The following is a 19,917-nucleotide window of genomic DNA, read 5'->3' as shown; positions in this document are numbered from 1 at the left end:
ATATCTTAGGAAGATCATGAAAGTTTTCTACGACAAAGACTGCGACCTGTCCCTGATCAAGGGCAAGAACGTTGCCATCATCGGCTACGGCTCCCAGGGTCATGCCCATGCGCAAAACCTCAACGATTCCGGCTGCAAGGTTACCGTTGGCCTGCGCCGCGGCGGCGCTTCCTGGAACAAGGTGCAGGCTGCGGGCCTGAACGTGGCTGAAGTCAACGAGGCGGTCCAGGCTGCCGACGTGATCATGATTCTGCTGCCGGACGAGAACATCGCCCAGGTCTACAACGAGAACGTTGCGCCCCACGCCAAGGAAGGCGCCGTGCTGGCCTTTGCCCACGGCTTCAACGTGCACTACGGCCAGGTCGTGCCGCGCGCCGACCTCGACGTGATCATGATCGCGCCGAAGGCGCCGGGCCACACCGTGCGTTCGACCTATGCCCAGGGCGGCGGCGTGCCGCACCTGATCGCCGTCTACCAGGACAAGTCCGGCAATGCACGCGACATCGCGCTGTCCTATGCAATGGCAAACGGCGGCGGCCGCGCCGGCATCATCGAAACCAACTTCCGCGAAGAGACCGAGACCGACCTGTTCGGCGAGCAGGCTGTTCTGTGCGGCGGCACCGTCGAACTGATCAAGGCCGGTTTCGAGACGCTGGTGGAAGCTGGCTATGCACCGGAAATGGCTTACTTCGAATGCCTGCACGAACTCAAGCTGATCGTCGACCTGATCTATGAAGGCGGCATCGCCAACATGAATTACTCGATCTCCAACAACGCGGAATACGGCGAATACGTCACCGGCCCGCGCGTGGTCACCGAAGACACCAAGAACGCGATGCGCCAGTGCCTCAAGGACATCCAGACCGGTGAATACGCCAAGAGCTTCATCCTGGAAAACAAGGCCGGCGCGCCGACCCTGATTTCCCGCCGTCGCCTGAACGCAGAGCATGACATCGAGCAAGTCGGCGCCAAGCTGCGCGCGATGATGCCGTGGATCGCCAAGAATAAGCTGGTGGATCAGTCCAAGAACTAATCGGCTTTTGCTCCAACAAAAAGCTGTGCGTCCGCGCAGCTTTTTTTTCGTCCATTTTTATCAGGGAGTCACCATGAAAAGACATGTCATGCTCATGCTGTCGGGCGCCAGCCTGCTATGCACCGCCGCGCTGGCGCAGACCCCGGCGCAGCAGCCGGTGCAGACCAGCGGCACGCTGGTCATCGTGCCGGCATCGGGCGAGGTCCGCCATGGCAATGATGAAGCGGTGCTGACATTGATGGTGGAAGAGCAGGACAAGGACAAGGCCGCCGCGGCCTCGCGCGTGAATCTGAAGATGAAGCAGGGCGCCGACATCGTGAAGCGGCAGGATCCTTCTGCCGTGCTGCAGACCCGCGGCTACTACACCTATCCGGTCTATCCCGAGGGGCAGCCGCAGCCAAGGCCGGCCGGTGCCAGGCTGCAGCCAGTTGGCTGGCGGGTCGGGCAATATCTCGATGTCACCACGACCAACCTGGCTGGCTTGCCGGCCACCGTGGCGGCAAGCCAAAAGACGCTGGCGCTGAATGGCCTGCGCTTCGGCCTGTCAGCCGGCACCGCGAAGAAGCTCGACGAGCAACGCATCGCCGCCACCTACGTCAACCTGAACGAGCGCATCGCGGCGATTGCCAGGGCCATGGGCCGCAATCCGGCAGACGCCGTGCTCGATACCCTCGACTTCGAAGGATCGGGCAATTACCTGCCGCAGGATGCCGCGCCGAAGGCCATGCGCGCTGCCGCAGTCCAGGAAATGCAGGCGGTGGAAGAGCCCAGCTTCGAGCCGGGCGAGACCACGCTGCAGATGCGGGCGGTGGGCAAGGTGCGCTTTCGTTGAGTCCGCGGGCGTTACTTTTGGGCAGCCCTCGTCTAGAATAGCGGCGCTTCTCTATAATCCAGCTTTTGCCCACCGGAACGCTATCTTCCCCGAGTCTGCCTTGCCAGTCTGTTTCGCGGGCGCCCGATGCGGCCGCGACGGAACGCTCGCATCACATTAAAACGGAATCGCTATGGCTACATTCAACCGGCGCAAGCCCAAAGGCAATGTCACGCAGTTTCCCAAGGGGCCGCGCTCCCTGCGGCATGGGCTGCGTCGCGCGCCGCCGGAGGCAGCGACGGCCGACGATGTCGTGATCCGGCGCCGGCGCGGCATCTATCTGCTGCCCAATGCCTTTACCACCGCGGCATTGTTCTTCGGCTTCTATGCGATCGTCATGGCGATGAACCTGAAGTTCGACCAGGCCGCGATCGGCATCTTTGCCGCCATGGTGCTGGATGCGGTCGACGGCCGCGTCGCGCGCCTCACGAATACCCAGAGCGAGTTCGGCGCGCAATATGACAGCCTGGCCGACATGGTGTCCTTCGGCGCCGCGCCGGCGCTGGTGATGTATGAATGGTCGTTGCGCGGTCTGGGCAAGTGGGGCTGGCTGGCGGCCTTCGTCTATTGCGCCGGTGCCGCATTGCGGCTGGCGCGTTTCAACACCAATATCGCCGTGGTCGACAAGCGCTATTTCCAGGGGCTGCCCAGCCCGGCTGCGGCCGCGCTGGTCGCCGGCTTCATCTGGCTGATGGACGACCTGCGTTTCGTCGGCAACCAGCTGACCTGGGCGGCGTGGGGCATCACCCTGTTCGCCGGCCTGACCATGGTGACCAATGTGCCGTTCTACAGTTTCAAGGACGTCAATTTCCGCAAGTCCGTGCCCTTCATCGCGATATTCGTGATCGTGCTGGTATTCGTTGCGATCTCCAGCGACCCGCCCAAGGTGCTGTTCGGCCTGTTCATTCTGTATGGGCTGTCGGGCTACATCATCTTCTTCTGGCGCCTGCTCAAGGGCAAGCCGGTCAGCATCGTGCAGACCAAGCCGGAACATGACGGCGCCGAAGAGCGGGAATAAACTGCATTCTTTCATCGACCGCAGCTTCATCAATCGACATCAACAGGAGAGCAGCCATGGCCGCCACCCCAGAAAAACTGATCATCTTCGACACCACGCTGCGTGACGGCGAGCAGTCGCCAGGCGCGTCGATGACCAAGGATGAAAAGATCCGCATTGCCCGTCAGCTCGAGCGGCTGAAGGTGGATGTGATCGAAGCCGGCTTCGCCGCTTCCTCGCAAGGCGATTTCGAAGCGATCAAGGCCATCGCCGGCGTGATCAAGGACTCCACCGTCTGCTCGCTGTCGCGCGCCAATGACCGCGACATCTCGCGCGCGGCCGAGGCGCTGGCCGCCGCGTCGCGCAAGCGCATCCACACCTTCATTGCGACCTCGGCGCTGCACATGGAGAAGAAGCTGCGCATGACGCCGGACCAGGTGCATGAGCAGGCGAAGCTGGCAGTGCGCTTTGCGCGCCAGTTCACCAACGACGTCGAATTCAGCCCGGAAGACGGCAGCCGCTCCGACATGGACTTCCTGTGCCGGGTGATCGAATCGGTCATCAACGAAGGCGCCACCACGATCAACTTCGCCGACACCGTCGGCTACGGCGTGCCCGAGCTGTACGGCAACATGATCCGCACATTGCGCGAGCGCATTCCGAATTCCGACAAGGCGATCTGGTCGGTGCATTGCCATAACGACCTCGGCATGGCGGTCGCCAACTCGCTGGCCGGCGTGATGATAGGCGGCGCGCGCCAGGTCGAGTGCACCATCAATGGCCTGGGCGAGCGTGCCGGCAATACGGCGCTGGAAGAGATCGTGATGGCGGTGCGCACCCGGCGCGACCATTTCAATCTGGAAGTCGGCGTCGATGCCAGCCAGATCGTGCCGACCTCCAAGCTGGTGTCGCAGATCACCGGTTTCGCGGTGCAGCCCAACAAGTCGGTGGTGGGCGCCAACGCCTTCGCCCATGCCTCCGGCATCCACCAGGACGGCATCCTGAAGGCGCGCGACACCTACGAGATCATGCGCGCCGAGGACGTGGGCTGGACCGCCAACAAGATCGTGCTGGGCAAGCTGTCCGGGCGCAATGCGTTCAAGCAGCGGCTGGAAGAGCTGGGCATCAAGCTCGACTCGGAAGCCGAAGTCAACGCCGCGTTCAGCCGCTTCAAGGAACTGGCGGACCGCAAGGCCGATATCTTCGACGAAGACATCATGGCGCTGGTGTCGGACGAGCAGCAGTCGCATGAAAACGAGTATTACCGTTACGTGTCGCTGTCCCAGCATTCCGAAACCGGCGAGCGGCCCACCGCACGTGTGGTGTTTTCCGTCGATGGCCGCGAGGTCAGCTGCGAAGGGCAGGGCAACGGCCCGGTCGACGCCATCGTCAATGCGATCGAGTCCAACACGCAGAGCGGCGCCGAACTGCTGCTGTTCTCGGTCAATGCAATCACCACCGGCACCCAGTCGCAGGGCGAGGTGACGATGCGCCTGTCCAAGTCCGGCCGCATCGTCAACGGCGTCGGCGCCGACCTCGACATCGTGGTGGCCTCGGCCAAGGCCTACTTGTCGGCGCTCAACAAGCTGCATTCCAAGACCGAGAAGCTCAACCCGCAGCTTTGATCGAATCGGCGCGAAGGCGACGAAGCGGTCATGGCCGCCTTCGTCGCCTCCTTGTTCCATGCTATGGTTGTTGCGAATTTGTTACGTGGCCTGGTGCGCCGGGCCTTCTCTTTCGCAACTTGGCAGCCGGTCGCCGTGCCGTCTGCAATGCCGCCTATGACACATATCGTTATCCTGGGCTGTGGTTTCGGTGGCCTGGAAGCCGCGCGTGGACTGGCACGCGCCGACGTAAAAATCACGCTGATCGATCGCAGCAATCATCATCTTTTTCAGCCTCTGCTGTACCAGGTCGCCACCGCAGGCTTGTCCGGCCCGGCCATTGCCGCGCCGATCCGGCATATCCTGGCGCGCCAGCGCAATCTGACCACGCTGATGGGTTCTGTGACGTCGGTCGATGTGTCACGGCGCATGGTGCAGTTGAACGACGGCGCCACTATCCCCTATGACTACCTGATCGTCGCTACTGGCTCGACCCACAGCTACTTCGGCAATGACCAATGGGCGGAGGTGGCGCCGGGACTGAAGACGCTGGGCGATGCATTCGAGATCCGGCGCCGCATCCTGATGAGCTTCGAACACGCGGAGCGTGAACTCGACGAGGAGGCCAGGGCGCCCTGGCTGACGTTCGCCGTCGTCGGGGCGGGCGCCACGGGCGTGGAAATGGCTGGGACGATGACCGAAATAGGGCAGTACACCCTGAACGGCGAGTATCGCCGTATCGACTCCAGGAAGGCCCGAGTCGTGCTGATCGAAGGAAGCGACCGGGTATTGCCGCCGTATCCGCCGGACCTGTCCGAAAAGGCGAGAAAGCAACTCGAACGACTGGGCGTGGAAGTGCGCACCGGCTGCCGCGTGACGGCCATCGACAGGGATGGCGTCACCTTCACCAGCGCCAATGGCGAGGAACGGCTGAATGCGAAGACGGTGATCTGGTCAGCCGGCGTTGCGGCGTCGCCGATCGGCAAGACGCTGGGCGTGGAGCTGGACCGCGCAGGCCGGGTTCCCGTTGGCCCGGACCTGACCATTGCCGGCCATCCGGAGGTCTACGTGATAGGCGACCTGGCCGCCGCCAAGTCCGATGGTGAGCCGGTGCCGGGCGTATCGCCGGCGGCAAAGCAGATGGGAAGAACCGCTGCCCGCAACATCCTGCTGCACATGCGGGGCAAGCCGCCGGAAACCTTCCGCTACAAGGACTATGGCTCGCTTGCCACCATAGGCCGCAAGTCAGCGGTCGCCAAGGTGGGCAACATCAAGTTTTCCGGCCTCCCGGCCTGGCTGTTCTGGCTGTTCGTGCACGTCTATTTCCTGATCGGCTTTCGCAGCCGCCTGATGGTGCTGACCGACTGGGCCTGGGCTTACTTCACCTTCAAGCGCAATGCCAGGCTGGTAGTGGGAACCGACGATGAGCCCGATGCGCTGGAGGCAGGCGCCGCGGCCCATCGCAGGCGCGCCAGCCAGGAAGCTTGACCATCAGCATCAAGGCAGCCGCCGCAGCACTCTTGTGCGGTTGCCATTACAATCAGTTTCCTTTTCAACCCGGTCTTACCGACTTTTTTGATGGACATTCCATGCGCGCTATAGAAATCACCCAGCCAGGAGCCCCCGACGTCCTGCAGTTATGCGATCGCCCCATGCCTGTGGCCAAGCCAGGCGAGGTCATCATCAAGGTGCATGCCGCCGGCATCAATCGTCCCGATGTATTTCAGCGCACCGGCAACTACCCGGTGCCGCCGGGCGCATCCGACCTGCCTGGCCTCGAAGTGGCCGGCGAGATCGTCGATGGCGACCTTGGCAATAGCGGTTTCTCCAAGGGCGACATGGTTTGCGCGCTGGTGCAGGGCGGCGGCTATGCCGAGTACTGCGCCGCACCGGTGGAGCAGTGCCTTCCGGTGCCCAAGGGCATGTCCGCGGTCGAGGCGGCTTCGCTGCCGGAGACCTTCTTCACTGTCTGGAGCAATGTGTTTGATCGCGGCAACCTGAGCGAAGGCGAAACCCTGCTGGTGCAGGGCGGCACGTCCGGCATTGGCGTGACTGCGATCCAGCTGGCGACCGCGCTGGGCCACAGGGTGTTCGCCACCGCTGGGTCGGACGACAAGTGCCGCGCCTGCGAAGAACTGGGCGCCGAGCGCGGCATCAATTACCGCAGCGAGGACTTCGTGGAAGTCGTCAAGGCCGCAACCGGCGGCAAGGGCGTGGACGTGGTGCTGGACATGGTGGCCGGTGACTACCTGCCACGCGAAGTGAGCTGCCTGGCTGACGACGGCCGCATCGTCATCATTGCGCTGCTCGGCGGCGCAAAAGCCAATGTCAGCCTCGGCGACGTGCTGCGCCGTCGCCTCACCATCACCGGCTCGACCCTGCGTCCGCGTCCGGTCGCATTCAAGGCTGCCATCGCGGCAAAGCTCAGGCAGAACGTCTGGCCGCTGCTGGAGTCAGGCAAGATCAAGCCTGTGATCTACAAGACTTTCCCGCTGGCGGAAGCGGCCCAGGCGCATACGCTGATGGAGTCGAGCACGCATGTGGGGAAGATTGTGCTTGAGGTGATTTAAGGGGCTTGCAGCCGTTCGTGGCGGTGGCGACGAACCGGCACGAAGTTCGGGTTACGAATCAGCCCCATTCACTTTTCGACAGCGTCAAGGCGGCTGAAGCGGGCTGCCTTGGCGCGAACAATCCATGGCGGAAAAGGCCCCAGGCACAAGACCGTTTGAATCGCTCATTAGAGCCAACATGTCGGTTCGATTTACCCCGCTGATCATTCGGCAGCCCAGTCCCGGGTCTCGCCTTGCGACTGAAATTTCTCCTCCTTCCGATTCGGCGCCAGCAAATACGGACGTCTCGAAGCCGACATTACGCACCGTCGTCAACCCCTGTCCGCCTGTAAATCTGAAAGTTTTACTTGGGCCTTATCACGCCAATATAAGGATTCTTCAGAGTCCGGCATGGCTGCTTCAGGAACAGCGCAGCCTTAATAGGAAAAACGGAAAAGATCCTGCCGGAAAAAAGCTCGTTGCAGCCGCTCATTCGCTGCTTGATCTATGTCGCTTCATAGAAATTCTGCTTAACAAAATCAATCGGAAGACATCTGTCTCAGCTGATGACAAGGCTGTTGAGAAATTGGAAAAGAAACTTAACGCAATCTGGAGCGAACTCTACCTTGCGGTCGAATATTTAAAAGTCGATTGCAAACGCTCGAGAGCGTTTGTTCGTCTTGCCGCGGTAGAGGTTCTGGATCTTGGCGTCGAACTTGAAGATGGACGATCCTATGCAGAAGTCTGGGCCCAAAAACTGGTGTCGCCATTGGAGATTCTCTCTGCCGGTATTGCGGACGCACATGAACTGTTGCCCCGGACTCTCACACGTGATAACGACAGAAGTAAATCCATCAAAAACGTCCTTCCGCCTAATGCTTCCATCCTGAAGAGAAGCGAAGGGGAGAAAAGGATCGGTATTTTCGACGAGTCAAGCGATGCAACTACTGAATTTGCCCGCGAGATCAAGGTGATTTGTGAGGCCGTGAACGAACTCGTACACAAACTGAGTGAATCGGATCAATACAGTACCGAAATGATAGGGATGTTCAAACTCTGCGCAGCACGGTTAAAAGGCATTCTCTCATCTTCTTATTCACTAAAAAGGTGGGAGGTTGAACTGCACCGGGCTCATTACTTCTTCAGACAGGCGGCGAGACCGTTGTCCACGATGCAGGAAATGGCTAATCAGAGCAAGCCAATTTCTCCGGGAAATCGGCCCTACGGCAGAATGGCTGACTATATCGCTGACAGATTTGAAGATACGATGGACCTTGTTTTGAAAAAGGCAGACCGGGGTTATGCAAGGCATAATTTCATCAGCCGGAAACAAAGCGGATACCTTCCTCCGGCACGCGTTTTGCGGTCGCCGGTAAGTGCACCAGTTTCAAAAACCATGCTAGTCGGTTACAAGGCTATTCAACCGAGTCTGATTTCTTCTCCAAAACAGCCGGATAAGGAGACCAAACGCCACATAACCACGCCGCCGATATCGCTAGCAGCTGCGACTTCGCCCTTACCAATTAATGCTATCAATGTCGGACATGCAGAGCCGGGCGCCCAATCGAAAGCCGGCAAGGATAACCCGGCAAATAAGCCGGCTGACATCGATGCCAAGCCCGGCGGTGTCCGCCAGAACGTAGTAAATTCCAGGAATGCGGTTGCACCGCGCCAGACGAGCGTCCGGGCTGCGAAGATGTCTGTCCAATGGCAAGAACTTCAGGCAGTGTCACAGCAGCAGCGCTCGGACAAGAAGACTGCATAGGCGTGGCGTTTACCTGGGCGCTGTAATTCAGATGGACCGCCTTGTTTGACCGGTGTACGCCCTCAGGCTAGAATGATGGGTTCTCAAAAATCCAAAATTCTATGCGTCGCAAACTGATCACCGGAAACTGGAAGATGAATGGCGGCCTGGCATCGAATGCCGCCTTGCTCTCTGCAGTCAAGTCCGAACTCGCGCAGCCTGCATGCCAGGTCGCGGTCTGCGCGCCTGCGCCTTACCTGGCACAGTGCCAGCAACTGCTCGCCGGCACGCCGGTCGCATGGGGAGCGCAGGACGTTTCCGCTCATGATGCCGGCGCATACACGGGCGAAATCTCGGCGGCCATGCTTAGGGATTTCGACTGTGCTTATGTCATCGTCGGCCATTCCGAGCGTCGTGCCTATCATGGCGAAAGCGATGAGGCAGTCGGTCGCAAGGCGGCGCGTGCGATCGCGGCTGGCCTGATTCCCATCGTGTGTGTCGGCGAAACCCTGGCCGAGCGGGACGCCGGGCAGACCGAACAGGTAGTGCAGCGGCAACTCGAGGCGGTGCTTGCGCAGCTTGCCGGTAACGACCTTGAAAAACTGGTCGTGGCTTATGAGCCGGTTTGGGCGATAGGTACCGGTAAAACCGCGACGCCGCAGATGGCCCAGGATGTGCACGCCTTTCTGCGTGGCCGGATCGCGGCACGCGATGCGCAGGCCGCATTGGGCATCCAGATCCTTTATGGCGGGAGCATGAAGCCCGACAATGCCGCCGAACTGCTTGCGATGGCCGACATCGACGGCGGCCTGATTGGCGGCGCCGCGTTGAAGGCTGCTGACTTTCTGGCAATCGTGCGCGCCGCGGCTTAACGCTTTATTTATCTTGTACTGGAATTTGCAATGAATACCCTATTTACCGTCATCGTCGTGATCCAGGTGCTGTCGGCCCTGACGATCATTGGACTGGTTCTGCTGCAGCATGGAAAGGGCGCCGACATGGGCGCTGCATTTGGCTCAGGCGCCTCGGGCAGCCTGTTCGGTGCCACCGGCTCGTCGAATTTCCTGTCCAAGTCGACCGGCCTGGCTGCGGCGATCTTCTTCGGCGCGACGCTGGCGCTGGCTTTCATCGGTAACCGGCCTGCTTCGGTGACCGGCGGCGTGATGGACAATCTGCCTGCCACTACGGCGCCAGCTGCCGCGCCCGCTGCTCCCGCACCAGCGCCGGCTGCCCCTGCGCAGGGTGAAGGCCAATCCGGCCAGATTCCAAAATAGTTTTACTTTTATGCTTGTCCGATGCGCAACTGTGCATTGAATAAAGAGTTCGGACAGGTTAAAATGCAGGGCTTGCCGACGTGGTGAAATTGGTAGACACGCTATCTTGAGGGGGTAGTGGCGAAAGCTGTGCGAGTTCGAGTCTCGCCGTCGGCACCACAATAATAAAGCCAGCTCGGGGCATCCCAAGCTGGCTTTTTCTCGAGAATGTTGTTTAGTTCGCATGCTCTTCATGGCGGCTGGGGCATTCTAGGCTGGACTTTCATCATACGGCGACCCATCGTGAACCTCGAAAACTACTTCCCCGTACTCCTGTTTATTCTCGTCGGCATCGGCGTTGGCGTCGCGCCCCAGGTGCTGGGCCGCCTGCTGGGTCCGCACCGGCCCGATGTGCAGAAGAACTCTCCTTACGAATGCGGCTTTGAGGCGTTCGAAGATGCGCGCATGAAGTTCGACGTGCGCTACTACCTGGTTGCAATTTTATTCATCCTGTTTGACCTGGAAACTGCTTTCTTCTTCCCGTGGGGCGTAGCCATGCGCGACCTGGGCTGGGCCGGATTCGTCACGATGCTCGTGTTTATCGTCGAATTCCTGGTCGGCTTCTGGTACATCTGGAAGAAGGGCGCTCTGGATTGGGAATAAGCCATGTCTATTGAAGGTGTAATGAATGAAGGCTTTGTCACCACTACGGCTGACAAGCTGATCAACTGGACCCGTACCGGGTCCATGTGGCCAATGACCTTCGGTCTGGCCTGCTGCGCAGTCGAAATGATGCATGCCGGTGCATCCCGCTACGATCTCGACCGTTTCGGCGTGGTGTTTCGCCCGTCGCCGCGTCAGTCCGACGTGATGATCGTGGCCGGCACGCTGTGCAACAAGATGGCGCCGGCACTGCGCAAGGTGTACGACCAGATGGCCGAGCCGCGCTGGGTTATCTCGATGGGTTCCTGCGCCAACGGCGGCGGCTACTATCACTATTCGTATTCGGTCGTGCGCGGTTGCGACCGCATCGTGCCGGTCGATATCTACGTGCCCGGCTGCCCGCCGACAGCGGAAGCGCTGCTGTACGGCATCATGCAGCTGCAGAACAAGATCAAGCGCACCAATACCATCGCCCGCTAACGGCGCCCAGACGCTTATATGACGACCAAACTAGAAACGCTCGAAGCCGGGCTGCGCAACGCGCTCGGCGACAACCTGCATGACCTGACCGTGGCGCTTGGCGAAGTCACCATCGTGGTCAAGGCAGCCAATTACCTGTCCGTGATGCGCGTGCTGCGCGACCACTCCGAACTGCGCTTTGAAGAGCTGATCGACCTGTGCGGCGTCGACTATTCGGCATATGGCGACGGCGCCTATGACGGTCCGCGCTTTGCTGTGGTGAGTCATCTGCTGTCGCTGACGCATAACTGGCGTCTGCGCGTGCGCGTATTCGCGCCCGACGACGATATGCCGCTGGTGGCGTCGCTGGTGGACGTCTGGTCGACCGCCAACTGGTATGAGCGTGAGGCATTCGACTTCTATGGCATTTTGTTCGACGGTCACAACGACCTGCGCCGCATCCTGACCGACTACGGCTTCATCGGTCATCCGTTCCGCAAGGACTTCCCTGTGACGGGCTATGTCGAAATGCGCTACGACCCCGAGCAGAAGCGCGTGATTTATCAGCCGGTGACGATTGAGCCGCGTGAAAATGTGCCGCGCGTCATCCGCGAGGAAAATTACGGGATCAAATAATCATGGCTGAAATCAAGAACTACACCCTGAACTTCGGTCCGCAGCACCCGGCCGCGCACGGCGTGCTGCGCCTGGTGCTGGAGCTGGACGGCGAAGTCATCCAGCGCGCAGACCCGCATATCGGCCTGCTGCATCGCGCCACCGAAAAACTGGCGGAGCAAAAGACCTACCTGCAGTCGGTGCCGTACATGGATCGCCTCGATTACGTGTCGATGATGTGCAACGAGCACGCCTATGTGATGGCCATCGAGAAGATGCTGGGCATCGAGGTGCCGCTGCGCGCCCAGTACATCCGCGTGATGTTCGATGAAATCACTCGCCTGCTCAACCACCTGCTGTGGCTAGGCGCGCATGCGCTCGACGTCGGCGCAATGGGCGTGTTCCTGTACGCCTTCCGCGAGCGCGAGGACCTGATGGACTGCTACGAAGCGGTGTCTGGCGCGCGCATGCATGCGGCCTACTACCGTCCGGGCGGCGTCTATCGCGACCTGCCGGACGCCATGCCGAAGTACGCAGCATCGGTGCTGCGCAATGAGAAGGCGATCCGCCAGCTCAATGAAAACCGCCAGGGTTCGCTGCTCGACTTCATCGAGGACTTCACCAACCGCTTCCCGGGTTATGTGGATGAATACGAAACCCTGCTGACCGACAACCGGATCTGGAAGCAGCGTCTGGTCGGCATCGGCGTGGTCTCGCCGGAACGCGCCAAGGCCATGGGCTTCACTGGCCCGATGCTGCGCGGCTCGGGCATCGAGTGGGACCTGCGCCGCAAGCAGCCTTACGAGGTGTACGACCTGCTGGACTTCGATATCCCTCTGGGCACCAATGGCGACTGCTACGATCGCTACCTGGTGCGCGTGGAAGAGATGCGCCAGTCCAACCGCATCATCAAGCAATGCATCGAATGGCTGCGCAATAATCCCGGCCCGGTGATGGTGGATAACCACAAGGTGGCGCCGCCGCCGCGCGTGGACATGAAGTCCAACATGGAAGAGCTGATTCATCACTTCAAGCTGTTCACGGAAGGCTTCCATGTGCCTGCCGGCGAGGCCTATGCGGCGGTTGAGCACCCGAAGGGCGAGTTCGGCATCTACATGATTTCCGACGGCGCCAACAAGCCGTATCGCCTGAAGATCCGCGCGCCAGGCTTCCCGCACCTGCAGGGCCTCAATGAAATGGCCAAGGGCCATATGATCGCGGACGCGGTCACCATCATCGGCACCCAGGACATCGTTTTCGGCGAGATTGACAGATAAGGTCGTGCGCCTCATGCGAGGCGCATCGATATTCGAGGCAAACACAATGGTGTTATCAGAGCAAGCGTATAAAAAGATGGATCGCGAGATCGCCAAGTTTCCGGCTGACCAGAAACAGTCCGCGGTCATGGCCGCGCTGGCGATTGCGCAGGACGAGGCCGGCTGGCTGTCGCCCGAAGTCATGGAAGCCGTGGCCGCCTATCTCGACATGGCGCCGATCGCCGTGCAGGAAGTCGCGACCTTCTACATGATGTACAACCTCAACCCGGTTGGCAAAAGCAAGATCACGATCTGCACCAACCTGCCGTGCGCGCTGTCCGGCGGTGAAAAGGCGGCGCACTATCTCAAGCAAAAGCTGGGCATCGACTACCGTGAAACGACCGAAGACGGCAATTTCACGCTGATGGAAGGCGAGTGCATGGGCGCCTGTGGCGACGCACCGGTCCTGCTGGTGAACAACAAGCGCATGTGCAGCCTGATGTCGGATGAAAAGATCGATGCGCTGCTGGAGGAACTGAAGAAATGACCAGCCTGCATAACCGTCATATCAAGCCGCTGATCCTGGCGGGCCTGGATGGCTCCAACTGGCACCTGAAGGATTACGTCAAGCGTGGCGGCTACGAGTCGCTGCGTCGCATCCTGACCGAAGGCATCACGCCCGAGCAGGTGATCGCCGAGCTGAAGGCTTCCTCGCTGCGTGGACGCGGCGGCGCCGGCTTTCCGACCGGGCTTAAGTGGAGCTTCATGCCGCGTCAGTTCCCGGGCCAGAAATACCTGGTCTGCAACACCGACGAAGGCGAGCCGGGCACCTTCAAGGACCGCGACATCATTCGCTACAACCCGCATGCGCTGATCGAAGGCATGGCCATCGGCGCCTATGCGATGGGCATCACCGTGGGCTACAACTACATCCACGGCGAGATCTGGGCCGACTACGAGCGCTTCGAGGAAGCAATTGAAGAAGCGCGCGCCGAAGGCTTCCTGGGCGATGGCATCATGGGCAGCCAGTTCAACTTCCAGCTGCACGCCTTCCACGGCTACGGCGCCTACATCTGCGGCGAGGAAACCGCGCTGCTGGAGTCGCTCGAGGGCAAGAAGGGCCAGCCGCGCTTCAAGCCGCCGTTCCCGGCCAGCTTCGGCCTGTACGGCAAGCCGACCACCATCAACAACACCGAGACCTTTGCCGCGGTGCCTTTCGTGATGAAGATGGGCGGCGAAGCCTATGCCGCGCTGGGCAAGCCCAACAACGGCGGCACCAAGATCTTTTCGATGTCGGGCGACATCGCCCGTCCGGGCAACTATGAAGTCCCGCTGGGCACGCCGTTCGCGACCCTGCTGGAGCTGGCCGGCGGCATGCGCGACGGCAAGAAGATCAAGGCCGTCATTCCGGGCGGATCGTCGATGCCGGTGCTGACCGGCGACGTGATGATGGCCACCGACATGGACTACGACTCGATCGCCAAGGCCGGCTCGATGCTGGGCTCGGGCGCGGTCATCGTGATGGATGAAACCCGCTGCATGGTGCGCTCGCTGCTGCGCCTGTCCTACTTCTATTACGAGGAATCCTGCGGCCAATGCACGCCGTGTCGCGAAGGCACCGGCTGGCTCTACCGCATGGTGCACCGGATCGAGCATGGCCAGGGTCGTCCGGAAGACATCGACATGCTCAACTCGGTGGCCGACAACATCCAGGGCCGCACCATCTGCGCGCTGGGCGATGCCGCCGCAATGCCGGTCCGGGCAATGATCAAGAATTTCCGGGAAGAGTTCGAATATCACATTGAGCACAAGCAGTGCCTGGTTCCGGCCTATCTGTAAATCAGGAACAGGCCGCAAGGCTCCGGTGCGCGAAACGCACGCTACGGGAAAAAGATAACCATGGTTGAAATCGAAATAGACGGCAAGAAGGTGGAAGTGCAGGAAGGCAGCATGGTGATGGAAGCTGCCAACAAGATCGGCACTTACATTCCGCATTTTTGCTATCACAAGAAGTTGTCCATCGCGGCGAACTGCCGCATGTGCCTGGTGGAAGTCGAGAAGGCGCCCAAGCCGCTGCCGGCCTGCGCCACGCCCGTCACCAACGGCATGATAGTGCGCTCGCACAGCGAAAAGGCGGTCAAGGCCCAGAAGGGCGTGATGGAATTTTTGCTGATCAATCACCCGCTGGATTGCCCGATCTGCGACCAGGGCGGCGAGTGCCAGCTGCAGGATCTGGCAGTCGGCTATGGCGGCTCCAATTCCCGTTACGCGGAAGAAAAGCGCGTCGTGGTGCCCAAGGATGCCGGTCCGCTGATCTCGATGCGCGAGATGGCTCGCTGCATCCACTGCACCCGCTGCGTGCGCTTCGGCCAGGAAGTGGCCGGCGTGATGGAGTTCGGCATGCTCAACCGCGGCGAGCATGCGGAGATCACGTCCTTTGTCGGCAAGACCGTCGATTCCGAGCTGTCGGGCAACATGATCGATCTGTGCCCGGTCGGCGCACTGACCTCGAAGCCGTTCCGCTACAGCGCCCGTACCTGGGAGCTGTCGCGCCGCAAGTCGGTCAGCCCGCATGACGGCCTGGGTTCCAACCTGATCGTTCAGGTCAAGGGTGGCGAAGTCAAGCGCGTGCTGCCGCTGGAAAACGAAGAAATCAACGAGTGCTGGCTGTCGGACCGCGACCGTTTTTCCTATGAAGGCCTGAATGTCGAGGAGCGCCTGACGCGCCCGATGATCAAGCAGGACGGCAAATGGATGGAAACCGACTGGCAGACCGCCCTCGAGTATGTCGCGCATGGCCTGCGCAACATCCGCCACGAGCATGGCGCCGATGCGATCGCCGCGCTGGCCACGCCCAATTCCACGCTGGAAGAGCTGACGCTGCTGAAGAAGCTGGTCAATGGCATCGGTTCCGATAACGTCGACTTCCGCCTGCGCCAGTCTGACTTTGCGCTCAGTGGCGAAGTCGCTCCCTGGCTGGGCATGTCGATCGCCGAGTTTGCCGAACTCAAGCGCGTGTTCGTGATTGGCTCCTTCCTGCGCAAGGACCATCCACTGCTGACGGCCCGCCTGCGTGCCGCCACCAAGAACGGCGCCAAGATCGGCATCCTGCATGGCAGCGACGACGACCTGCTGATGCCGGTTGCCGCCAAGATGATCGTTGCGCCGTCGGCCTGGCTGTCGGCGCTGTCCGAAATCATGGCAGCCGTGTCGGTGGCCAAGACGGTGGCGCTGCCGGCCGGCTTCGACAATATCGAGCCCTCCGAAAATGCAAAGCTCATCGCAGGCAGCCTGCTGTCGGGCGAGCCGCGCGGCATTTTCCTGGGCAATGCCGCCGCGAACCATCCGCAGGCATCGCAACTGCATGCGGCAGCGCAATGGCTGGCAGAGCAGACCGGCGCACACTTCGGCTACCTGACCGAGGCGGCCAACACCGTCGGCGGCCACCTGGTGCAGGCCTATCCGGCCAAGGGCGGCAATGCGCAGCAGATGCTGTCGTCGCCGCGCAAGGCTTACCTGCTGCTCAACGCCGAACCGGAACTCGACTGCTACGACCCGCAACTGGCCCGTCGCGCGCTCGACCAGGCCGAGATGGTGGTGTCGATGTCGGCCTATCGCCAGGGCCTGGACTACGCTGACGTGCTGCTGCCGATCTCGCCCTTCAGCGAGACCGCCGGCACTTACGTGAACTGCGAAGGCCGCGCGCAAAGCTTCAACGGCACCGTCAAGCCGCTGGGCGAAACCCGTCCGGCCTGGAAGGTGCTGCGCGTGCTGGGCAACCTGCTGGACCTGGAAGGCTTCAATTACGAGACTTCGGAAGAGATCCGCAACCAGGTGCTGGGCCTGGACGCCAACGCCAAGGAAATCCAGGGCGACCTGCGTCCGCGCCTGAGCAACAAGGCCAGCCTTGCGCCGCAGGCTGGCAAGGCAATAGCAGGCGACGCGCTGGAACGCCTGGCGCCCGTGCCGATCTACAGCACCGACGCCATCGTGCGCCGTTCGCCGCCGCTGCAGCAGACCAATGATGCAAAGGCGCCTGTCGCCGCCATCTCCGCCGCACTGGCCGAGAAGCTGGCCGTCGTCGCCGGCGATCCGGTGCGTGTCAGCCAGGGCGGCGCAAGCGTCGTGCTGAATGTGGCCATCGATGCCCGCCTGCCGCAGAACGTGGTGCGTGTCGCAACCGCGCGTGCCGAGACCCAGATGCTGGGCGGCATGTTCGGTGAAATCCGTGTGGAGAAAGCGTAATGGATCAAATGCTGCTGAACCTGCAGACCACCGGACAAGGCATTTTCGGCGCTGTCTGGCCCCTGGTCTGGAACCTGGTCAAGATCGTGCTGATCGTGCTGCCCATCATGGGTTGCGTGGCCTACCTGACCCTGTGGGAAAGGAAGATGATCGGCTGGATGCACGTGCGTATCGGCCCGAACCGCGTTGGCCCCGCAGGCCTGCTGCAGCCGATCGCCGACGCGCTGAAGCTGCTGCTGAAGGAAATCATCGTGCCGGCCCGCGCCAGCAAGGCGCTGTTCGTCATCGCGCCGATCATGACCATCATGCCGGCGCTGGCCGCATGGGCCGTCGTGCCTTTCGGTCCGGAAGTGGCGCTGGCCAATGTCAATGCCGGCCTGCTGCTGGTGATGGCCATCACTTCGATGGAAGTCTATGGCGTGATTATCGCCGGCTGGGCATCCAACTCGAAGTACGCTTTCCTTGGCGCGATGCGCGCATCGGCCCAGATGGTGTCATATGAAATCGCGATGGGCTTCGTGCTGGTCATCGTGCTGATGGTGTCGGGCAGCCTGAACTTCACCGAGATCGTGATGCAGCAGACCACCGGCCGCATGGCCTCGATCGGTCTGAACTTCCTCTCCTGGAACTGGCTGCCGCTGCTGCCAATGTTCGGCGTGTACATCATCTCCGGCATCGCCGAGACCAATCGCCACCCGTTCGACGTGGTCGAAGGCGAGTCCGAGATCGTCGCCGGTCACATGGTGGAATACTCGGGCATGTCGTTCGCGATGTTCTTCCTCGCGGAATACGCGAACATGATCCTGATCTCGGCCCTGGCGTCGCTGATGTTCCTCGGCGGCTGGGACGCACCGTTCGGCGTGGCGCCGTTCACCTGGATTCCAGGCTGGATCTGGCTGGGCATCAAGACCTTCCTGGTGGTATCGATCTTCATCTGGGTACGCGCATCCTTCCCGCGCTATCGCTATGACCAGATCATGCGCCTGGGCTGGAAAGTGTTCATCCCGCTGACGCTGGCATATCTGCTGATCGTCGCGATCTGGATCCAGTCTCCCTGGAATATCTGGAATTAATGGAAAAGGCTGAATAAGACATGGAAGCCATCAAGGATTTTTTCGGCAGCCTGATGCTGCGCGAGCTGTTCAAGGGCCTGGCCCTGACCGGCCGCTATATGTTTGCTCGCAAGATCACCGTGCAATTCCCGGAAGAGAAGACGCCGCTGTCGCCGCGCTTCCGCGGCCTGCACGCACTGCGCCGCTATCCTAACGGCGAAGAGCGCTGCATCGCCTGCAAGCTGTGCGAAGCGGTCTGCCCGGCTATGGCCATCTCGATCGAGTCCGACGAGCGTGAGGACGGCACCCGCCGCACCACCCGTTACGACATCGACCTGACCAAGTGCATTTTCTGCGGTTTCTGCGAAGAGTCCTGCCCGGTGGACTCCATCGTCGAGACCAATATGCTGGAGTACCACGGTGAGAAACGGGGCGACCTGTACTACACCAAGGAAATGCTGCTGGCCATTGGCGACCGTTACGAAAAAGACATCGCCGCCAACCGCGCCGCCGACGCCTCTTACCGTTGATTTGATTAATTCGCTGCAGAACCGGCCTTTCCGGGGCCGGTCGAGGGCGATCATTGTGGTCCATTATGGAATTTAAAACTGCGCTGTTCTACGTGTTCTCGGCCGTCCTTGTGGTGGCCGCGACCCGCGTCATCACGGATCGCAACCCGGTGCATGCTGCCCTGTACCTGGTGCTGTCCTTCTTTTCGGCCGCCGCCATCTGGATGCTGCTGAAAGCGGAATTCCTCGCCATCGTCCTGGTGCTGGTCTATGTCGGCGCGGTGATGGTGCTGTTCCTGTTCGTGGTCATGATGCTCGATATCGACATGGATAAACTGCGGCAGGGCTTCTGGAGCTACTTCCCCTTCGCGGCCACGATAGGCGTGATCATCGTGCTGGAAATGGCGGCGGTGCTGTTCCGCGGCTTCCTGACGCTGGACCCGCGCGTGCCGGAAGCTGCCGCCAACATCGGCAACACCCGCGAACTCGGCAAGCTGATCTATACCCAGTATGTGTACGGCTTCGAAATCGCCGCGGTGATCCTGCTGGTTGCCATCGTTGCCGCCGTGGCGCTGACCTTGCGCCGCCGCAAGGACAGCAAGTACTTCGATCCGGCCGACGCGGTCAAGGTCAAGAGCACCGACCGTCTGCGCATCGTCAGCATGAAATCCGAAACCGAGCGCGTTGCCGCGCCTGCAGAGGCTGACGCCGCTTCCGCGTCCGCCCCGCAAAAACAATAAGGGCCGCATTGTGACTCTGACTCTTGCTCATTACCTGATCCTCGGCGCGATCCTGTTTTCGATCTCCGTCGTCGGTATTTTCCTCAACCGCAAGAACATCATCATCCTGCTGATGGCGATTGAACTGATGCTGCTTGCGGTGAACATGAATTTCATCGCGTTCTCGCATTATCTCGGCGATGCCGCCGGACAGATCTTCGTTTTCTTCATCCTCACTGTGGCCGCCGCGGAATCCGCGATCGGCCTGGCGATCCTTGTTGTGCTGTTCCGCAATCTCGACACCATCAACGTCGAAGATCTGGACACACTCAAGGGCTAATAACAAAT

The 19,917-nt window shown here is 60.9% G+C and carries 20 protein-coding genes and 1 tRNA gene; all 21 read left to right on the top strand.

Going from position 1 to position 19,917, the window contains the following annotated elements; all coding sequences use genetic code 11:
* Positions 1-16: 16 nt before the first annotated feature.
* The 21 genes from ilvC (at position 17) to nuoK (ending at position 19,909) form a co-directional block, all read left to right on the top strand.
* Positions 17-1,033 carry a ketol-acid reductoisomerase gene (gene ilvC / locus ABC383_RS08295; RefSeq protein WP_413013038.1) on the top strand — a complete coding sequence of 339 codons (1,017 nt, stop codon included), beginning with the start codon at positions 17-19 and terminating at the stop codon, positions 1,031-1,033.
* Between the two features lie 73 nt (positions 1,034-1,106).
* Complete coding sequence (locus ABC383_RS08290; RefSeq protein WP_413013036.1) at positions 1,107-1,865, top strand: SIMPL domain-containing protein; 759 nt, start codon at positions 1,107-1,109, stop codon at positions 1,863-1,865.
* Between the two features lie 172 nt (positions 1,866-2,037).
* Positions 2,038-2,922 carry a CDP-diacylglycerol--serine O-phosphatidyltransferase gene (pssA, locus tag ABC383_RS08285; RefSeq protein WP_413013034.1) on the top strand — a complete coding sequence of 295 codons (885 nt, stop codon included), beginning with the start codon at positions 2,038-2,040 and terminating at the stop codon, positions 2,920-2,922.
* Positions 2,923-2,978: 56 nt separating this feature from the next.
* Complete coding sequence (locus ABC383_RS08280; RefSeq protein WP_413013032.1) at positions 2,979-4,526, top strand: 2-isopropylmalate synthase; 1,548 nt, start codon at positions 2,979-2,981, stop codon at positions 4,524-4,526.
* A 156-nt stretch (positions 4,527-4,682) separates the two neighbouring features.
* Positions 4,683-5,993 (top strand): NAD(P)/FAD-dependent oxidoreductase, encoded by a 1,311-nt coding sequence (locus tag ABC383_RS08275; protein WP_413013030.1) that lies wholly within the window; start codon positions 4,683-4,685, stop codon positions 5,991-5,993.
* 101 nt (positions 5,994-6,094) lie between these two features.
* Positions 6,095-7,075, top strand: a complete 981-nt coding sequence (locus ABC383_RS08270) for an NAD(P)H-quinone oxidoreductase (RefSeq protein ID WP_413013029.1) — start codon at positions 6,095-6,097, stop codon at positions 7,073-7,075.
* A gap of 124 nt (positions 7,076-7,199) precedes the next feature.
* A complete protein-coding gene (locus ABC383_RS08265) occupies positions 7,200-8,819 on the top strand; it encodes a PIN domain-containing protein (protein WP_413013027.1) in 1,620 nt (539 codons plus the stop codon).
* A gap of 101 nt (positions 8,820-8,920) precedes the next feature.
* The gene (tpiA, locus tag ABC383_RS08260; RefSeq protein ID WP_413013025.1) at positions 8,921-9,670 is read left to right on the top strand and encodes a triose-phosphate isomerase; all 750 of its coding nucleotides are present in this window, start codon (positions 8,921-8,923) and stop codon (positions 9,668-9,670) included.
* Between the two features lie 30 nt (positions 9,671-9,700).
* Positions 9,701-10,072: a preprotein translocase subunit SecG gene (secG, locus tag ABC383_RS08255; protein ID WP_413013023.1), complete on the top strand. Its 372-nt coding sequence runs from the start codon at positions 9,701-9,703 to the stop codon at positions 10,070-10,072.
* Positions 10,073-10,146: 74 nt separating this feature from the next.
* Positions 10,147-10,231 (top strand) — tRNA-Leu (locus tag ABC383_RS08250).
* Between the two features lie 123 nt (positions 10,232-10,354).
* Positions 10,355-10,714 carry an NADH-quinone oxidoreductase subunit A gene (locus tag ABC383_RS08245; RefSeq protein WP_413013021.1) on the top strand — a complete coding sequence of 120 codons (360 nt, stop codon included), beginning with the start codon at positions 10,355-10,357 and terminating at the stop codon, positions 10,712-10,714.
* Positions 10,715-10,717: 3 nt separating this feature from the next.
* Positions 10,718-11,194 carry a NuoB/complex I 20 kDa subunit family protein gene (locus ABC383_RS08240; protein ID WP_194714161.1) on the top strand — a complete coding sequence of 159 codons (477 nt, stop codon included), beginning with the start codon at positions 10,718-10,720 and terminating at the stop codon, positions 11,192-11,194.
* Between the two features lie 18 nt (positions 11,195-11,212).
* Entirely contained in the window at positions 11,213-11,809 is a 597-nt protein-coding gene (locus tag ABC383_RS08235) for an NADH-quinone oxidoreductase subunit C (RefSeq protein WP_413013019.1), read from the top strand.
* Between the two features lie 2 nt (positions 11,810-11,811).
* Positions 11,812-13,065 carry an NADH-quinone oxidoreductase subunit D gene (locus tag ABC383_RS08230; protein ID WP_413013017.1) on the top strand — a complete coding sequence of 418 codons (1,254 nt, stop codon included), beginning with the start codon at positions 11,812-11,814 and terminating at the stop codon, positions 13,063-13,065.
* A 46-nt stretch (positions 13,066-13,111) separates the two neighbouring features.
* Complete coding sequence (nuoE, locus tag ABC383_RS08225; RefSeq protein WP_413013015.1) at positions 13,112-13,591, top strand: NADH-quinone oxidoreductase subunit NuoE; 480 nt, start codon at positions 13,112-13,114, stop codon at positions 13,589-13,591.
* On the top strand, positions 13,588-14,883 hold the full coding sequence (gene nuoF, locus ABC383_RS08220; protein ID WP_413013013.1) for an NADH-quinone oxidoreductase subunit NuoF: 1,296 nt from the start codon (positions 13,588-13,590) through the stop codon (positions 14,881-14,883). The genes nuoE and nuoF overlap by 4 nt, the downstream gene beginning before the upstream one ends.
* A gap of 60 nt (positions 14,884-14,943) precedes the next feature.
* On the top strand, positions 14,944-17,289 hold the full coding sequence (nuoG, locus tag ABC383_RS08215) for an NADH-quinone oxidoreductase subunit NuoG (protein ID WP_413013012.1): 2,346 nt from the start codon (positions 14,944-14,946) through the stop codon (positions 17,287-17,289).
* Positions 17,289-18,362: an NADH-quinone oxidoreductase subunit NuoH gene (gene nuoH / locus ABC383_RS08210; RefSeq protein WP_413013010.1), complete on the top strand. Its 1,074-nt coding sequence runs from the start codon at positions 17,289-17,291 to the stop codon at positions 18,360-18,362. The genes nuoG and nuoH overlap by 1 nt, the downstream gene beginning before the upstream one ends.
* Before the next feature lie 20 nt (positions 18,363-18,382).
* Positions 18,383-18,871 carry an NADH-quinone oxidoreductase subunit NuoI gene (nuoI, locus tag ABC383_RS08205; RefSeq protein WP_413013008.1) on the top strand — a complete coding sequence of 163 codons (489 nt, stop codon included), beginning with the start codon at positions 18,383-18,385 and terminating at the stop codon, positions 18,869-18,871.
* 65 nt (positions 18,872-18,936) lie between these two features.
* Positions 18,937-19,590 carry an NADH-quinone oxidoreductase subunit J gene (locus ABC383_RS08200; protein WP_413013007.1) on the top strand — a complete coding sequence of 218 codons (654 nt, stop codon included), beginning with the start codon at positions 18,937-18,939 and terminating at the stop codon, positions 19,588-19,590.
* A gap of 7 nt (positions 19,591-19,597) precedes the next feature.
* Entirely contained in the window at positions 19,598-19,909 is a 312-nt protein-coding gene (gene nuoK, locus ABC383_RS08195) for an NADH-quinone oxidoreductase subunit NuoK (protein WP_194714231.1), read from the top strand.
* The last annotated feature ends 8 nt before the right edge of the window (positions 19,910-19,917 follow it).

The organism is Noviherbaspirillum phoenicis (assembly GCF_047237965.1).
In the GTDB taxonomy this organism is placed as follows: Bacteria; Pseudomonadota; Gammaproteobacteria; order Burkholderiales; family Burkholderiaceae_D; genus Noviherbaspirillum_A.
Note: the sequence above shows the minus strand (reverse complement) of the source record. Positions and strands in the feature narration are given on the sequence as shown.

What these genes read in the sequence shown, in the direction of transcription:
- ABC383_RS08200 (WP_413013007.1), top strand. Translation starts at nt 18,937, where the DNA reads ATGGAATTTAAAACTGCGCTGTTCTACGTGTTCTCGGCCGTCCTTGTG.
- nuoG (WP_413013012.1), top strand. Translation starts at nt 14,944, where the DNA reads ATGGTTGAAATCGAAATAGACGGCAAGAAGGTGGAAGTGCAGGAAGGC.
- ilvC (WP_413013038.1), top strand. Translation starts at nt 17, where the DNA reads ATGAAAGTTTTCTACGACAAAGACTGCGACCTGTCCCTGATCAAGGGC.
- tpiA (WP_413013025.1), top strand. Translation starts at nt 8,921, where the DNA reads ATGCGTCGCAAACTGATCACCGGAAACTGGAAGATGAATGGCGGCCTG.
- ABC383_RS08290 (WP_413013036.1), top strand. Translation starts at nt 1,107, where the DNA reads ATGAAAAGACATGTCATGCTCATGCTGTCGGGCGCCAGCCTGCTATGC.
- ABC383_RS08265 (WP_413013027.1), top strand. Translation starts at nt 7,200, where the DNA reads ATGGCGGAAAAGGCCCCAGGCACAAGACCGTTTGAATCGCTCATTAGA.
- nuoI (WP_413013008.1), top strand. Translation starts at nt 18,383, where the DNA reads ATGGAAGCCATCAAGGATTTTTTCGGCAGCCTGATGCTGCGCGAGCTG.
- ABC383_RS08280 (WP_413013032.1), top strand. Translation starts at nt 2,979, where the DNA reads ATGGCCGCCACCCCAGAAAAACTGATCATCTTCGACACCACGCTGCGT.
- ABC383_RS08240 (WP_194714161.1), top strand. Translation starts at nt 10,718, where the DNA reads ATGTCTATTGAAGGTGTAATGAATGAAGGCTTTGTCACCACTACGGCT.
- nuoF (WP_413013013.1), top strand. Translation starts at nt 13,588, where the DNA reads ATGACCAGCCTGCATAACCGTCATATCAAGCCGCTGATCCTGGCGGGC.
- ABC383_RS08235 (WP_413013019.1), top strand. Translation starts at nt 11,213, where the DNA reads ATGACGACCAAACTAGAAACGCTCGAAGCCGGGCTGCGCAACGCGCTC.
- pssA (WP_413013034.1), top strand. Translation starts at nt 2,038, where the DNA reads ATGGCTACATTCAACCGGCGCAAGCCCAAAGGCAATGTCACGCAGTTT.
- ABC383_RS08275 (WP_413013030.1), top strand. Translation starts at nt 4,683, where the DNA reads ATGACACATATCGTTATCCTGGGCTGTGGTTTCGGTGGCCTGGAAGCC.
- nuoH (WP_413013010.1), top strand. Translation starts at nt 17,289, where the DNA reads ATGGATCAAATGCTGCTGAACCTGCAGACCACCGGACAAGGCATTTTC.
- nuoE (WP_413013015.1), top strand. Translation starts at nt 13,112, where the DNA reads ATGGTGTTATCAGAGCAAGCGTATAAAAAGATGGATCGCGAGATCGCC.
- ABC383_RS08230 (WP_413013017.1), top strand. Translation starts at nt 11,812, where the DNA reads ATGGCTGAAATCAAGAACTACACCCTGAACTTCGGTCCGCAGCACCCG.
- secG (WP_413013023.1), top strand. Translation starts at nt 9,701, where the DNA reads ATGAATACCCTATTTACCGTCATCGTCGTGATCCAGGTGCTGTCGGCC.
- ABC383_RS08270 (WP_413013029.1), top strand. Translation starts at nt 6,095, where the DNA reads ATGCGCGCTATAGAAATCACCCAGCCAGGAGCCCCCGACGTCCTGCAG.